Below are 13,908 nucleotides of genomic sequence, written 5' to 3'. Positions count from 1 at the left end.
AAGATGCCAACGATGATATCTCTCGGGCCTTTCCTATTCTTCAACCCTTTTCATAACTAATACTTTGTCAATATAAAGAAGCCATCGCCCATAAAGGCGATGGCTTCTTCTCGTTAACTACTCATTTGATTTGATACATCCATTTTTGGAAGGCTGACTGTGAAAATGGAACCTTTTCCGATATTCGATGCGGCGTGGATCGTGCCACCATGACCTTCTGCGATTTCTTTACAAATCGCGAGGCCAAGGCCTGTACCTCCGATTTTACGGCTGGCTGAATTGTCGACGCGATAGAACTTATCAAACAACTTCGACAGCGCGGCTTGTGGAATCCCGATTCCATGGTCCTCAATCGAAATATCAATCCAATCCGGTCGTTCACATGCGACACGTACATGGATGTCTCCACCACTTGGAGAGTACTTCACGGCATTATGAAGCAAGTTCGTGAAGAGTTGTCCGAGTCGTGTCCGATCTCCATATACATAGACGTCTTCTTGACAATCAAACGTGATGCGATGATGTTGACTGGCACCTTGATGAATGGCGATGGCCTGTTTTAGGATTTCCGATAGGCGCTCCGTCTCATTGTGGTACGTCTGTTGTCCTGATTCCATTCGCTGAACATCGAGCAAGTTGGAAATCAAATCCTCGAGACGTAACGTTTCCTGATGGATCATCCCTAAATATTTCTCCGAACGTTCGGGAGACAGTTGTCGGAAACGAAGAAGTTCGGTGAATCCGATGATACTCGTGAGCGGCGTGCGGAGTTCATGGGAGACGGTCGAAACGAGTTCGGTTTTCAAACGATCGACCTCAGTCTCATGCGTCACATCACGGAAGACGAGCATCGTGCCGTGGCGTGTCCCTCTCAAATAAATTTTCTCCGCATACATTTGAATGAAGCGCTCTTCCTGATTCATCGAGAACGTGACGCTCTCTTCTTTACACTGTCCATCGAATGAACGTTCCATGAATGCAAAAAAGGCATCCTTTTGGTCGACCTGCAGCCCGAGTTCTTCAAGACTAGCATCTAAACGATATAAATCGACTTCATTTCGTTTTGTGATCGGTTGATTGAATAAGACGAACAACGCTTGGTTCGCCACTTTTTCGCTTGTCGCGTGCTCGACATAGATGACAGCATCTCGAATCGAGTGGAGAAGGCGAGCTGTCTTTTCACGCTCTTCCTCAATCCGATAACGCTGATGCGTAAGCGAAGTCGCCATCTGACGGAATGATGTCGTCAATTGACCGACCTCGTTTTTAGATTGAACCGTGATTGGCGTGACCGGTTGCTTCTCTCCGGCAAGACGCTTACTGTTTTCAATTAACTCTTGGAGTTGACCGGTCAAGCGTCGGACGTAAGGGCGGGCGACGATGAAGAGAATGAAGAGGACTCCGAGTAAGGAGAGGAGCCAGAGGGCCTGTGCCCATTTCGTATGTGTCGCAAGTTGAGCACGGAGCGCATCCTCTTCTGCGTTCAGTGAGTTCCGATATTCCGTGAAGACGCTCTCCATATCGACGATGCTCGCGCTCATATCCGCGGCACTTTTCGAGTTGATTTTAAATTTTCGATCCGCCGGCGGCTCTTTTTGAGGGTTTACTTTCCCGAGCGTTGGCATTTTTAAGAAGGGTTCGGTCACGCTTCCGCTCCGCTTTCCTTCTACATAACGTTTAAGGCTTGGCATGACGCGTTCCTGATAAGCGACAAACAGCGTACGCGCATCGCTCGCATACGTTTTTTCCTTATCGGTCACGGCGTTCTGTTCGAACCAGGTCGTCTGTTCGTCAATCAAGACTTGTTTATCTTGTACGCGCTCTAGCATCGCATCGTCTCCGAGGAGTACATAGCCGCGCATTTCATATTGCATCGACTGCCATGTCTCGAACAATTCGGTCGCATTCGTGCGCCGTTCACTAATGTTCTCGAGCGATGACGTCGTCTGTTCGATTTGGTTTTCCGTATACACATATACGGCAAGTGACGTGAGGAGGATCAGTCCGATGAATAAGTAGAAGACGAACAAAAATTGTCTTCCGATCCGCTGGTCAATCCATGACTTCATAAAGACCGTTCCTTTCTAGAATGATGAACATTCCGACTGTGACTAATATCCTACGAGTGTCGTTCTTTCATTGTACAGATTCAAACGTTTAGATGCTATATATTGAGAAATCAGGGGAATGGATACTATTATATATTGAACAGTAGTGAATGATATGCTATTGTTCTATGTATAGTAGGAGGTGGGATCATGAATCCTCAATTCAAAAAGGGCGTACTCAACCTTTGTGTACTGGCGCTTGTGGCGGAACAAGACCGCTATGGCTATGAACTCGTCCAAGCGATTTCAGCCAAAGTTGCCATTTCAGAGGGTGCCGTCTATCCATTGTTACGTCGACTGACGACAGAGGGCTATTTCACAACGTATTTAACCGAGTCTGGGGAAGGACCTCCGCGAAAGTATTATCAGATCACGGAACAAGGAAAAACACATTTGGCTGAGTTGCGAGCGGAATGGGATGTATTCACGAACGGCGTCAATGACTTAATCCGAGGGGGAGACGACAGATGAATGAAGAACAGTACTTGTCAGAGCTTGAGCAGTTATTGATGAACGTGAAGGTGAAGGATCGCCTCGATATTTTACGAGACGTGTCTGAATATTTCACGAGCGGTCGATTAGAGGGTAGAAGTGATGAGGAGATGGCACGCGAGTTAGGGGAACCGAGCGTACTCGCCTCGGAACTACTCGCTTCTGTCGATTTTGAAGTATCGGAATCGACACGACCGCCTGCGGTTGTCAAAAGCTCGACCGTAGCCTTTCAAAGTGTCCTCATCCAAGTACAGCATGCACAGGTGTTCGTCACGCCATCACAAGACGGCTATGCGTATGCGAAGCTCGAAACGGAGACCGACCATGGGGTTGTGATGGACATCGTCGGGGACACGCTTGAGATTCGGATTGAATCCGAACGTCGTTTCGGTCTCTCTGACCTCTTCTCGTGGTTCGGGTCGAAAGCACCGGTGCTTCGAGTCGAGCTGCCGCATCACGCCTATCATCAGATTCAATTGAAAAACCGCCACGGTTCGAGTGATGTACAAGATCTTCAAGCGGAACGGTTACACGTGGAGAGTGAGAACGGTCGAGTCATCGCGCATCATATTCAGGCACGCCAAGGTGTGCTTCGTACATTGAACGGACAGGTGCTCGCGTCGAGTTGTCACGGTCACGATTGGGAGCTCCATTCCTCAAACGGTCGCGTGGAAGCAAAACATTCTCAACTAGAACGGATCAACATCCATTCCTCGAATGGTCGAATCGATGTCGATCACGTCATGGGGGCAATTGATGCCAAAACGTCAAACGGTCGAATTGACTGTATCGTTCAATCGATTCAATCACCGATTCGATTGAAGACAAACAATGGGAAGATTGACTTGCACGTTGAGGAGCGTCCAGAAGATGTGACGATTCGGGCGAAGTCGCGGAACGGAAAAGTCAATGTATTCGGAGAACGGTCGAAAGAGTGCGTGTTCGGTGAAGGATCGATTGATGTGAAATTAACAAGCTCGAACGGAAGTGTCACGGTATCATGATCAACATAGCCCCTCCATCAATCGATGGAGGGGCTATACTTATAAGTCATGCACTAAGATATAGGCGACTCGAACGGGTCCATGGACACCAACGATCAGGTTCATCTCAATGTCGGCCGAGTTCGACGGACCGGAGATGAAATTGACACCGTTCGGGGAACGGAGGTCATCTTGGTCGAGTTCGGCAAGTTGTTGTGCCGTTTGCGTCATACGTGGAACAAGGACAGATTTCGGGATGATTGCGATATGGTCTTGCGGTAACAGACTGATCGTTCGTGATTTTCCAGGCTTCGCATATTGAACGATCGTTGCACTTTCCGCAAACGCCGCATCCGCAATCGTAATGCCGATGTCGGCACGGGCGGCCAGCTCTCGACTCGCTTTCGGTTGTGACGAATCCCACCAAGCGAACGTCTCACTCGTTGTGGGTGCCCAAGCGGAAATTCGTTCATCGTTCTCCGCAAGAATCCTTGTTCCGTCATAACGGCCAATCAAGAGACGGAGCGTATCATTAAGATGCGAGGATTCGCATTCGACCAAATCGGTATGAATTCGGGTCGCGACCATACGAAACGTTTCGAGCAATTCCTCTTCGCTCGCATCTTTTAACACGTCGTCTTGTGGGCGATATTTATAGTCACGTTTCGGTGGGGTGAGGTCGACCTCACGACCGAGCTGTTTGGCGATTCGTTGTAAAAAGTCTTCACGGTTTGTGATTGTGCCAGGATTCATTCGACGTTCCCCCGTTTCTTAAACCAATCTCGGACGGTCTGTTTGTTCGGTTGCGGCAAGTCTTTGGAGTCCGTCCAAGCAGGTAACCCTTTTTCAATCTGACCAGATGTGGCGAACGGTGATGTCGCAAACGGTGCGACGTGTTCCGCGGCTTCGAATAAGAAAGGACTCGATGCCGTGACGGCAAATCCTTTCATCGCAATCCGCTCCACGAATGGTGATTGTCTCTTTTCTTCTACGATGACACGACGGTGTTCAATCAATAGCTCGTGTAGCGGAATCTTCACAGGGCATGCCTCTGTACAGGCACCGCATAGACTTGACGCGTAAGGGAGCTCTTTGTAGTTTTCGTATCCATCAAGGAGTGGGGCCAACACGGCACCGATTGGACCAGGATAAATTGACCCGTACGCATGCCCGCCGATATGGCGATAGACCGGACAGACATTGATGCATGCCGCGCAACGGATGCATTGCAGGACCGATTGGAACTGTGTACCGAGAATGCCAGAACGTTTATTGTCGACGATGACGAGATGGAATTCTTCCGGACCATCGACTTCACCGACCGCGCGCGTCCCGGCGAATGTCGTGATGTATGACGTGAGGCGTTGACCGACCGCGCTTCGACAAAGCATATTGACGAGTACCTCGAACTCTTCATAAGATGGGACGACGCGTTCCATCCCCATGACAGAGATGACCGTATCAGGAAGTGACGTCACCATGCGTCCGTTTCCTTCATTGGTCACAAGCCCGACGGCTCCACTCTCTGCGATGGCGAAATTACAACCGGTGATGCCGACTTCTGCCTTCAAAAAGTCTTTCCGGAGTTCTTGTCGTGCGTAGCGTCCGAGCTCGGTCGGATCGTTCGAACCGGTATATCCGTGAGCAGTGAACGTCTCGTGGACAGCGTCGCGGTCTTTGTGTAGGGCAGGGGCGACGATGTGAGACGGTGGATCTTCGTCGAGTTGTAAAATCCATTCCCCAAGGTCGGACTCGACGACGGTACATCCTTCTTCCTGAAGTGCCTCGTTCAATCCGATCTCTTCTGTGACCATCGATTTTGATTTCACGACATGTTTTGCTTGTTTTGAACGAACGACTTCTCGAATATAGCGGTTCGCTTCTTCTGGCGTTTCTGCAAAAAAGACGCTCCCGCCTCGTTTTGAGACGTTCTCGCTCAATTGATACAAGTAATAATCGAGATGTTCGAGCACGTGTTGACGAATCTCTTCCGAATGATCACGAAACGCTTCCCAGTCTCCAAGTTCACCTGCAGCATCCAACCGTCCATCCCGCAGCCGATTTTGAGCCGAACTGACGGCTTGACGCATGAACGTATCCTCAATTCCGTCCTTCCGACGGTCTTGAAACTTCTCATCTAACCGAATCCCCATGCTCATGCTTGCTTCACTCCTTCGTTCAAGACTTCGGCAATGTGCATCACTTTGATCGGATGCCCTTGCTTATGAAGACGTCCGCCGATGTTCATGAGACAAGACGCATCCGCCCCGATCAAAACGTCTGCACCGGACTGTAAAATCGATTCGACTTTCTCATCTACCATCTGGACCGACACGTCTGGCATTTTGACGGAGAACGTCCCTCCGAACCCGCAACAGTTATGTACATTTGCGAGAGGAACCATCGTCAAGCCATCGACGTTTCCGAGCAATTTCCCTGGCGCGGCTTCGATTCCGAGGAGGCGGGTCATATGACAGGACGCATGATAAGTCGCTGTAGCGGGAAACTTGGCGCCGACGTCTGTGACTTCGAGCACGTCGACGATGAACTGTGTCAGTTCGAACGTTTTGGCGGCATGCGCTTCTGCACGAGGACCCCATACCGGATCATCTTGGAATAAATGTGGATAGTCACGCATCATCATGACACATGACCCCGATGGTCCGACAATATACTCCGCATCGGCCTGTTCGAACGTTTCAATCATGTGCTTGGCGATTTTCTTCGTCTCCTCATGGTAACCGCTGTTATAGGCGGGTTGCCCACAGCACGTCTGTTCAAATGGGAAGGTCACCTCGCACCCTAAATGTTCAAGCAGTTCGACTGTCGCTTGTCCGACGGATGGAAACAACGTATCTGATAAACAAGTGACGAATAAAGCTACATTCGGCATAGCCATTCCTTCTTTCTTCTCATGATAGCGATTTCAACGTCATTATTTCATAAAGAGTAGGAAAGTGACAGAAAAATGGGGAGAAAAACTGATTTATTTGTAAAATCCTGTCTAATTGATAACGTATCTCACTGAACAGACATTCATCTATTTTCTGATATAAAACAGGAAGGAAGCACGTATAACAGAAAAAGATCCTCGTCATATGGCGAGGATCTTGCATCTAAATTATAGGAAGAACATTTCCAAGATGAAAAGTGCGCCGAACAAATAGATGAGCGGATGGACCGTCTCTTTGTTCATCGCTTTGAAGATCGGATACAAGATGAACCCGAACGCGATTCCGCGTTCGATGCTTCCTGAAAGCGGCATGATCAAAATCGTCATGAACGCCGGGAAGTATTCGCTAAAGTCGCTCCAGTCGATATAACGGACGTTCGTCAACATGAGAGCCCCGACGATGATGAGTGCAGGAGCTGTAATCGCTGCAACGCCGGAGATGGCACCGATGAGCGGGCTAAAGAAGAGCGTCAGTCCGAACAAGCTGGCAACGACAGCCGTTGTGAGACCGGTACGTCCACCTTGTGCGACACCGGCTGCAGACTCGATGTATGCAGTCGAAGGACTCGTTCCGACGAGTGAACCACCCATTGTGGCAAGCGAGTCGGCAAAGAGTGCACGGTGACCATTTTCAATCGTGCCATCTTCCTTTAAAAGACCGGCTTGTTTCCCGACACCGACAAGTGTACCTGTCGTATCGAACAATGTGACGAGGAAGAACGAGAGGACGGCACCGAATAATCCATATTGAATGACATCACTAAATGCTGTCACCGGGTTGACCATAAGTCCTTCTGGAAGTGTCGGCATTGCCGTGACACCGTTGATTTGTAAGATGTCCATGAAGTAAGCCGCGATTCCAGTGAGCAGCATCCCAATCAATAGTGACCCTGGGACATTGCGCGAGAAGAGAAGTGCCGAGACGATTAAACCACCGAGTACGAGTAATACTTCTGGTGAGGATACGTCACCGAGACGCACCAAGTTCGCCTCATCTGCGACAATCAATCCCGATAACTTCAATCCGAGCGAAGCGATGAAGAGACCGATTCCGGTCGTGATCGCATGTTTCAGCGAAGTCGGGATCGCTTGAATCAGTTTCGTCCGAATCGGAGAAAGCGACAGGATTAAAAAGAAGACGGACGAGACGAAGACGACGCCGAGAGCAGCGGATGGTGCGATTTGTTCTTGGGCGACGAGTGTGTACGCGAAGAAGGCGTTGAGCCCCATACCAGGTGCCACAGCGATCGGCAAGTTCGCATAAAACGCCATCAAGCCTGTCCCGATGAGAATCGCGATGATTGTCGCCGTGAAAGCTTGAGCGAAAGGGATTCCGGCATCAGATAGGATGGCCGGGTTGACGACAGAGATATATGCCATCGTCACGAACGTTGTAATCCCTGCAGTGACTTCCTGTTTAACATTCGTTCCATGTTGTTTCAATTGAAAAATATTCATCGATAAAACTCCTTATTTCGGTCTATTTCCGAACAATAATTGAAAATAATGATCAAATTAACGTTATCAACTTGATGACTATACAAAAATGTTTGATTCACGTCAATTGTTTTGAGTAAAAAACATCAAAAATGATTAGGTGGGATAAAAAATGTTCGGAAATTAACTTTTTTACAAAATATGCTTGCTCTGAAACGCGTTTCAGAAGATACGGTATAGACAAAGGGAGGGGAACCGATATGAAACCGACAACGTGGAAGACATGGTGCAGTGGAATTGTATACGAGCTCGTCATCAATCAGTTGTATACGCCGTTCGGGAAAATGTTGTGTAGCCGTTTCCGTGAAGAGTTTCTTCATTTGCCGTTAGAAGAGCGCTTCCGCCTCGTTCAGGCGATTCGAAGTCAAGTCGTCGAAAGAGGTGACAGTCAGCAAGCAGAGTGGGTACACTATATGCAAAGACTGACAAGTTGAGGTGAGACGAATGGCAAACATTCGAGATATCGCAAAGCACGCTGACGTTTCGGTGACGACGGTCTCGCGCGTCTTAAACGAGCATCCGTACGTATCGAAGGAAAAACGGACCCGTGTCCATGCGGCGATGAAAGAGCTCGGGTATTTGCGAAATCAACAGGCGTTGACGTTGTCGACGGGGAAAACACAACGTGTCGTCGTCATCTTACCTTATATGGATCATCCGTATTACGGTCTCTTCGTCAACGGGCTTGCGAAAGCGGCCCTCGAGCACGATTACCGCCTCGTCATGTGGCAGACGGAGTATAAGTTGAGTGAGGAGCGACAAGCACTCGATTTATTGAAGCATCGCGAAGTCGATGGGGCGATCGTCTTGTCGCACGAAATGTCCTTTAAGGAAATGGAGACGTATCGCGCTTACGGACCGATTGCCGTGGCGACCGTAGGCGCACCGGAGACAATCTCATCCATCCATGTCGACCATTATGCGTCGTTCGTGTCAGGTATTCATGTGCTACAGGAGCATGGATATGAAGAGATTGGAATCATCTTGTCAAGAAGCCACAGTCCGAGCTCCCTTGCGCGTCAGCAAGCCTATTTCGATGAAGTAGCGCATGCGCGTGAGCAATGGATTTGGACCGGTTATTTGACGAGTGAGGACGGCATTCGGTTAGCAGAAACGTTCCTCTCTCAAAAAGAGCGTCCTCGAGCGCTCTTTTTCTCGTCTGATTATGTCGCTCTTGGATTTTTAGGGGAGATGCAACGGCGGCAAGTCGCCATTCCTGAGGAAGTCGCCATGCTTGGATTTGACGGGCATCCGATTGGTCGGGCGTTTGGGTTATCGACGATGCTTTCTCCGAATGAACAGATTGGTCGCCATCTGTTTGAAACGACGCTCGCTGAGATGAACGGGGCTCAACCTGAAACACGTGGAATGACGGTGAGCTATCAAATCGGGACGACACTTTAGGCAACATCCTCGCTCGACTCTTTTGAAACGTTTAGAATGAAAGAAGTAGTCGAGAGGAGGAAATGTTATGAAGATTCAAGTAACAGAAGAAGCGCTCCAATGGTTTAAAGAAGAAATGGAAGTCGAAGCGGGTCAAACGGTACGTTTATTCGCAAAATACGGGGGTTCGACAGACTTAACGCACGGTTTTTCCGTGGGAGTCATCACAGAAGACGTGAACAATGCGGCTGTTGAGACCGAAGAAGACGGCATTCGTTTCGTTGTGGCGGAACAAGATGAGTGGTTGTTCCAAGGACAAGACGTGAAAGTCGAACTTCGCGGAGAAGAAATCGTCTTCGTTCAAGCCTGACGTTTCAGTTTGTTTACGTTTGATGAAATGTCGTTTGACGAAATCTGGCTTGGGGAACAGATTACGACAAGTCGGATTTTCGAAAGGATGACACGATATGTCAGACAATGAAAAGCGTGAACAAGAAGAAAAAGAGAAGTTGAAACGAGATCAACCGGACATCTCCCACGAAGAGGATTCAAAAGGAGATCATTCCGACCTCGAAGAGACAGATGAAGATGAACAATCATAAGAGCCGACACGGCTCTTTTTGTTTGGGAATTGAAAGAAATGCCGTGGGCGTTATAATGGATAAGGGAAAACTATTTAGTGAGGAGAATGAGATATGAGTACAGTACTAGTCTTCGGACATAAAAATCCAGATACCGACACGATCACATCAGCGCTCGCCTATGCCGAGTTGAAAAAGAAATTAGGGATGGACGCAGAGGCAGTCCGTCTCGGTGAAGTGAACGGGGAAACACAATATGCACTCGATCACTTCCGCGTGAAAGCACCACGTTTGATTGAAAGTGTGAAAGGTGAGGCCGAAGAAGTCATCTTAGTCGACCACAACGAGTTCCAGCAAAGTGCGGACGGCATCGAAGACGTGCGAATCCTTGAAGTCATCGACCACCACCGCATCGCGAACTTCCAAACGGCAGACCCGCTCTACTATCGTGCAGAGCCAGTCGGATGCACAGCGACAATTTTGTTGAAATTGTATAAAGAGCACGGCGTTGAGATTGCAGCGGATATGGCCGGTTTGATGCTTTCAGCAATCATCTCAGATTCGCTTCTCTTCAAATCACCGACATGCACGGACGAGGACATCAAAGCAGCGAAAGAACTTGCAGAAATCGCTGGCGTCGATGTGGAAGCATACGGACTTGAGATGCTCAAAGCCGGTGCGGACCTTAGCCAAAAAACGATTGAAGAGCTCATCTCACTCGATGCGAAAGAATTTGCGATGGGCGACTATCGCGTCGAAATCGCACAAGTGAACACGGTCGATGCGAGCGATGTCTTGAACCGTAAAGAGGAAGTCGATGCAGCCATCGCTAATACGGTTGCAGCGAAAAACTTAGACTTGTTCGTCTTTGCCATCACGAACATTTTGACGAACGATTCAGAAGCAATCGTCGTCGGACCAAAGCCAGAACTCTTCGAACAAGCGTTCAACGTGACGCTTCAAAACGGATTGGCGACACTTCCGGGCGTCGTTTCGCGTAAGAAGCAAATCGTGCCATTCTTAACGGAAGCGGCGACAAAATAAAAACTCGAAGCATTAGCCTCGAGCGAAACTGCAGACGTTCATACGTCTGCAGTTTTTTATTTTAATTCATTTATTCATCATAAAAAAGACCGGACACTGAAGTCCGATCTTAAGATGATTTTGTTTGTCTTCCGTACGTCCCTAAGCGCCATAGCTTCTCAAACGGTCCGTAACGGTGATTTTTTAGCCACCACATCGAGAAGATGGATTGGACAATTAAAATAGCGATGCTTAGGAACAATCCTTCGGTCAAAGAGAGCGTACCGTATGCTCCGAGCGCAATCACAGGGACGAAGACGATGAGCGTATGTGTCAAATAGTTCGTAAGCGCCATCCGTCCGAGCGCTTGAAGTGGGGCGAACGTGCGACCCTTTCGAACGGCTATCGTAAATAGGCAGACATATGTCGTGGCGAGTAACTTCCCGGAAATCAAGACGGCGAACAAGTTTAACCAGAAATAAGGATACCCTTCACCATAATGATGCCAAATGATTACGCCGAAGAACGGGAGGGCAAGGATAGCACAGATGATGGCCGTTCGTGTTAACCCTTCTAGACGCCATGTCAGGAGTTTTCGTTCACGTCCAATATACAGTCCGAATAAGAATAGACTGAGAATCTCGAAGCCGACAACGAACGAGTTGGAGAAGGCGTTAAAGATTTCAACAGAATACCGATAATCGAACCAGGCACCAAACCCTTGGTTATACACATCTGGGAACGGGATACCACCATAATAGCTTCCGCCCATGCTCCATTCATTCAGCGCGGAAGTTCCGTACAATAGAAGGATACTTCCAATCAGTAATCCCCAAGCCCATGTCAGAATGGCACGGTTACTCAACTTATAGAAAAGAGGAAGCAGCAAGCCCCACATCGCATATGTATGTAGGATATCACCTGACCAAATCGCCAAGTGTGCCAGACCGAACAAGAAGAGAATCAAAATCCGGCGTATGTAACGACTGACCGATTCGCCTCGGGCGTAAGAACGCTCGAGGAAAATCGAAAAGCCGATCCCAAATAAGAGGGAGAAAATCGTATAAAACTTCGTCTGCACGAACAAGTCGAAGAGGGTGCGGACGAACAAGTCGCTCCCATAATAGTCGGGGCGACCGAACATCCAGTCGCTCCCGAGCATACTCGGGATATTGACGAGGAAAATGCCGCAGAGGGCAAACCCTCGGATAATGTCATACAAGATAATCCGTTCATTCGTTTGAATTGGGCCAGCCATACGACACGTCCTTTACTGAATTAGAATACTTTCGTCGTCCACGACTCACAGTTCCAGACGTCTGTGACGATATCTTCATAGAATTCTGGCTCGTGACTGATGAGGAGGACACTACCCTTGTACTCTTTCAACGCACGCTTCAACTCTTCCTTCGCATCGACGTCCAAGTGGTTCGTCGGCTCATCGAGTAAGAGAAGGTTTGTCTCGTTGTTGAGGAGTTTGCAAAGACGAACTTTCGCCTTTTCCCCACCACTGAGGACGGAAATCTTACTTTCGATGTGCTTCGTCATGAGTCCACACTTCGCAAGCATCGCGCGTACTTGTTGTTGGTTGAGTGACGGGAACTCGCTCCAAATCTCTTCGATACACGTGTTGTTGCTCGTTGCCGCTTCTTGTTCGAAGTACCCCATTTCAAGAAACTCGCCGCGTTCGACTGTTCCTTCAAGTGGGTTGATTAAGCCGAGTAAACTCTTCAAGAGTGTCGTCTTCCCGATTCCGTTCGCTCCGACGAGGGCAATCTTTTGACCGCGCTCCATTTGAAGGTCGAGCGGGCGTGAGAGCGGCTCGTCGTAACCGATGACGAGACCTTTCGCATCAAAGATGAGACGTCCTGACGTACGGGCCTGCAAGAAGCGGAATTCCGGTTTCGGACGCTCCGCGCTCAATTCGATGACATCCATCTTATCGAGCTTCTTCTGACGCGACATCGCCATGTTCCGTGTCGAGACGCGCGCTTTGTTTCGGGCGACGAAGTCTTTCAAGTCGGCAATCTCGGCTTGTTGACGCTTATAAGCTGCTTCAAGCTGTGAGCGTTTCATCTCGTATACTTCCATGAACTTGTCATAGTCTCCGACGTAGCGATTCAACTCTTGGTTCTCCATATGGTAGACCAAGTTGATGACACTATTTAAGAATGGGATATCGTGTGAAATCAAGATGAAGGCATTGTCATAGTTTTGGAGATAGCGCTTCAACCACTCGATGTGTACTTCATCCAAATAGTTGGTCGGCTCATCGAGGAGCAAGATATCTGGCTTCTCGAGAAGCAACTTCGCGAGCAATACTTTCGTACGCTGTCCGCCTGACAAATCTGTGACGTCACGGTCGAGACCGACGTCTAAAATACCAAGACCACGTGCGACTTCCTCTACTTTCGCATCGATGATATAAAAGTCGTTCGAGTCGAGCGTCTCTTGAAGTTCACCGACCTCAGCGAGCATGTCTTCCATCTGTTCAGGTGTCGCATCTCCCATCTCCATGTAGAGTTCGCCGATGCGCGTCTCCATGTCGATCAAGTATTGGAAAGCACCTTTCAAGACGTCACGAATTGTCATCCCACGCTCAAGTACCGCGTGTTGGTCGAGGTAGCCGACACGGACATTTTTTGCCCACTCGATTTTCCCCTCATCCGGTTGCAGTTTGCGTGTGATGATGTTCATGAACGTCGATTTTCCCTCACCGTTCGCTCCGACGAGACCGATGTGCTCTCCTTTTAAGAGACGGAAAGAGACATCGTTCAAAATAGCGCGGTCACCAAAGCCGTGGCTTAAGTTTTGTACCGTTAATATACTCATAATTCGTTTTCGTTCCTTTCAAAGTAAACTACCCGATATTGTAGCATGAATCCAAT

14 protein-coding genes are annotated in these 13,908 nt (G+C 48.8%); 7 read left to right on the top strand and 7 right to left on the bottom strand.

Annotation, left to right across the window (positions count from 1 at the left end; all coding sequences use genetic code 11):
- Positions 1 to 113: 113 nt before the first annotated feature.
- Positions 114 to 2,069 carry an ATP-binding protein gene (locus KNO91_RS11050; RefSeq protein ID WP_214817938.1) on the bottom strand — a complete coding sequence of 652 codons (1,956 nt, stop codon included), beginning with the start codon at positions 2,067 to 2,069 and terminating at the stop codon, positions 114 to 116.
- 189 nt (positions 2,070 to 2,258) lie between these two features.
- Between KNO91_RS11050 and KNO91_RS11045 the strand changes: the two genes are divergently transcribed.
- On the top strand, positions 2,259 to 2,579 hold the full coding sequence (locus KNO91_RS11045; protein WP_214790262.1) for a PadR family transcriptional regulator: 321 nt from the start codon (positions 2,259 to 2,261) through the stop codon (positions 2,577 to 2,579).
- Positions 2,576 to 3,604: a DUF4097 family beta strand repeat-containing protein gene (locus tag KNO91_RS11040; protein WP_214817935.1), complete on the top strand. Its 1,029-nt coding sequence runs from the start codon at positions 2,576 to 2,578 to the stop codon at positions 3,602 to 3,604. The genes KNO91_RS11045 and KNO91_RS11040 overlap by 4 nt, the downstream gene beginning before the upstream one ends.
- A gap of 39 nt (positions 3,605 to 3,643) precedes the next feature.
- Here the strand turns inward: KNO91_RS11040 and KNO91_RS11035 are convergent, their stop codons facing one another.
- The 4 genes from KNO91_RS11035 to KNO91_RS11020 form a co-directional block, all read right to left on the bottom strand.
- Positions 3,644 to 4,336 (bottom strand): LutC/YkgG family protein, encoded by a 693-nt coding sequence (locus KNO91_RS11035; RefSeq protein ID WP_214817932.1) that lies wholly within the window; start codon positions 4,334 to 4,336, stop codon positions 3,644 to 3,646.
- Positions 4,333 to 5,736 (bottom strand): LutB/LldF family L-lactate oxidation iron-sulfur protein, encoded by a 1,404-nt coding sequence (locus KNO91_RS11030; RefSeq protein ID WP_305798187.1) that lies wholly within the window; start codon positions 5,734 to 5,736, stop codon positions 4,333 to 4,335. Before KNO91_RS11030 ends, KNO91_RS11035 begins: the two co-directional genes overlap by 4 nt.
- A gap of 2 nt (positions 5,737 to 5,738) precedes the next feature.
- Positions 5,739 to 6,476 carry a (Fe-S)-binding protein gene (locus tag KNO91_RS11025; protein ID WP_214790270.1) on the bottom strand — a complete coding sequence of 246 codons (738 nt, stop codon included), beginning with the start codon at positions 6,474 to 6,476 and terminating at the stop codon, positions 5,739 to 5,741.
- Between the two features lie 228 nt (positions 6,477 to 6,704).
- Positions 6,705 to 7,988, bottom strand: a complete 1,284-nt coding sequence (locus KNO91_RS11020) for an NCS2 family permease (protein WP_214796199.1) — start codon at positions 7,986 to 7,988, stop codon at positions 6,705 to 6,707.
- Positions 7,989 to 8,233: 245 nt separating this feature from the next.
- On the opposite strand from KNO91_RS11020, the gene KNO91_RS11015 reads away from it, so the two are divergent.
- The 5 genes from KNO91_RS11015 to KNO91_RS11000 all read left to right on the top strand — a co-directional run bounded on the left by KNO91_RS11015 (position 8,234) and on the right by KNO91_RS11000 (position 11,041).
- Positions 8,234 to 8,467: a hypothetical protein gene (locus KNO91_RS11015; protein WP_214790272.1), complete on the top strand. Its 234-nt coding sequence runs from the start codon at positions 8,234 to 8,236 to the stop codon at positions 8,465 to 8,467.
- Between the two features lie 10 nt (positions 8,468 to 8,477).
- On the top strand, positions 8,478 to 9,437 hold the full coding sequence (locus KNO91_RS11010) for a LacI family DNA-binding transcriptional regulator (protein WP_214817927.1): 960 nt from the start codon (positions 8,478 to 8,480) through the stop codon (positions 9,435 to 9,437).
- A gap of 67 nt (positions 9,438 to 9,504) precedes the next feature.
- Positions 9,505 to 9,786 carry a HesB/YadR/YfhF family protein gene (locus KNO91_RS11005; RefSeq protein WP_074034990.1) on the top strand — a complete coding sequence of 94 codons (282 nt, stop codon included), beginning with the start codon at positions 9,505 to 9,507 and terminating at the stop codon, positions 9,784 to 9,786.
- A 97-nt stretch (positions 9,787 to 9,883) separates the two neighbouring features.
- Entirely contained in the window at positions 9,884 to 10,018 is a 135-nt protein-coding gene (locus KNO91_RS15410) for a hypothetical protein (protein ID WP_256441831.1), read from the top strand.
- 93 nt (positions 10,019 to 10,111) lie between these two features.
- Positions 10,112 to 11,041 carry a manganese-dependent inorganic pyrophosphatase gene (locus KNO91_RS11000; RefSeq protein WP_214790278.1) on the top strand — a complete coding sequence of 310 codons (930 nt, stop codon included), beginning with the start codon at positions 10,112 to 10,114 and terminating at the stop codon, positions 11,039 to 11,041.
- Positions 11,042 to 11,150: 109 nt separating this feature from the next.
- On the opposite strand, the gene KNO91_RS10995 is transcribed toward KNO91_RS11000, so the two are convergent.
- Positions 11,151 to 12,278, bottom strand: coding sequence for a DUF418 domain-containing protein (locus KNO91_RS10995; RefSeq protein WP_214796047.1), 1,128 nt, complete (start codon positions 12,276 to 12,278; stop codon positions 11,151 to 11,153).
- 20 nt (positions 12,279 to 12,298) lie between these two features.
- The gene (locus tag KNO91_RS10990; RefSeq protein ID WP_074034179.1) at positions 12,299 to 13,852 is read right to left on the bottom strand and encodes an ABC-F family ATP-binding cassette domain-containing protein; all 1,554 of its coding nucleotides are present in this window, start codon (positions 13,850 to 13,852) and stop codon (positions 12,299 to 12,301) included.
- Between the last annotated feature and the right edge of the window lie 56 nt (positions 13,853 to 13,908).

The organism is Exiguobacterium sp. s59 (genome assembly GCF_018617475.1).
GTDB lineage: Bacteria > Bacillota > Bacilli > Exiguobacteriales > Exiguobacteriaceae > Exiguobacterium > Exiguobacterium aestuarii.
The sequence above is the reverse complement of the archived record's forward strand: the minus strand, read 5'-3'. Positions and strand labels throughout refer to the sequence as shown.